This window comes from Oceanimonas baumannii (assembly GCF_002245495.1).
In the GTDB taxonomy this organism is placed as follows: Bacteria; Pseudomonadota; Gammaproteobacteria; order Enterobacterales; family Aeromonadaceae; genus Oceanimonas; species Oceanimonas baumannii.
This window is the reverse complement of record NZ_NQJF01000039.1, coordinates 1-1,314: the sequence shown is the minus strand read 5'-3', so window position 1 is coordinate 1,314 and position 1,314 is coordinate 1. Positions and strand designations below refer to the sequence as shown.

Here is a 1,314-nt window from a genome sequence, read left to right as displayed (position 1 = left end):
TCTTATAATTGAGCTGCAGGCTTTTTTCCAGCTTTTGATCATACTCCTGCCACAGTTGTTTTATCATTGACTCTTCCATGGTACTAAGCGTTAATTTTTGAAAATTTTTGTTTTAATTGTTCTTTAATTCGATTGGTTTTGGTGCGTACGTTTGCTTCTGACAAGCCCAGTATTTCGGCTATTTCTTTGCCGCTTTTTTCTTCCAGATAAAGCAGCATCAGAGCCCTGTCCAGCTCCTTCAATTCATTAATAAACTGTTGGAGGAGACTAAGATCTGTTTCGGGCGATGTCTCTGCTTCATCACTAAAATCTATCATCGTTTCGGACAGCGGGATTATCACATCGTTCTTCTTTTTTTCTTTCCGGTAGGAACTGATAGCCACATTTAAAGACACACGGTACATCCAGGTGGATAATTTACTGCGGTCATCAAAACTTGGAAAAGCCCGCCAAAGCTGGAAGATGATCTCTTGCACCAGATCTTTTTTATCATTTTCATCCTTCTTGAACGAATTGGCGATTTTATAAATGATCCCCTTGTTTTGTTCAATTACGGTTAAAAATATTTCCTCTTGTTGATTACTCATTGAATGCCTTATTGTGATTCTGTTTTACTAATTATTCGCACGGGTGGTTAAAATGTTACAGTTTTTTTTAGAATCAAGAAATAAGAGTCAGGAATCAAGACAGAAAAATATCTATGCATAAAAACATGCTTCAATGGTTGTGTTTTTAAAGACCGTCAACTGTTATTGCTTTTTTCTTGTATCTTGACTTCTTGGTTCTTGACTCTCAAAAAAACTGCCTATGCTCAGGTTCTTATCGGCACAATCATCATTAAATCTTTGGGTGATATTTTTGGCCGAGAATCTGCTCGTCACTGCACTGGCGTTGCTATTCGGCTGGTTGGTGCTTAAATTCAATCGCAAGCCCATCAAAGCTGCTTCCCGCAAGGAGGTATTCATCTGTATTTTAACCAACGTAATAAATACTCTGATAACCTATTCTGGTTTTTGGCTTTGGAAACACGGTTATATCCAATTAAACTACTCCTTATCCTGGCGTATCCTCTTTGATTTTGTAGCGCTTTTTATACTGATGGACCTGGCCATGTTCCTGTTCCATTACGCTATACACCGCTCTGTATTGTATAAAACTATCCACCAGTTCCATCACCATTATGCAGATCCTATCCCTATTGATCTGTTTGTGCTGCATCCGTTGGAAACAGTTTTGGCTCATTATGGCTCGTGATACTCCTCTTATTCGACTTTAATTTTTACGCCATTTTTATTCTGTCTCTTATACACATCT

General features: G+C 38.1%; 2 protein-coding genes. One reads left to right on the top strand and one right to left on the bottom strand.

The genetic code is table 11. The features are described 5' to 3' along the window. Nucleotides 1–83: 83 nt before the first annotated feature. Nucleotides 84–587 carry an RNA polymerase sigma factor gene (locus tag B6S09_RS18855; protein ID WP_094279858.1) on the bottom strand — a complete coding sequence of 168 codons (504 nt, stop codon included), beginning with the start codon at nucleotides 585–587 and terminating at the stop codon, nucleotides 84–86. A 271-nt stretch (nucleotides 588–858) separates the two neighbouring features. Between B6S09_RS18855 and B6S09_RS18850 the strand changes: the two genes are divergently transcribed. Continuing rightward, the gene (locus tag B6S09_RS18850) at nucleotides 859–1,254 is read left to right on the top strand and encodes a sterol desaturase family protein (RefSeq protein WP_169713363.1); all 396 of its coding nucleotides are present in this window, start codon (nucleotides 859–861) and stop codon (nucleotides 1,252–1,254) included. Nucleotides 1,255–1,314 lie beyond the last annotated feature (60 nt).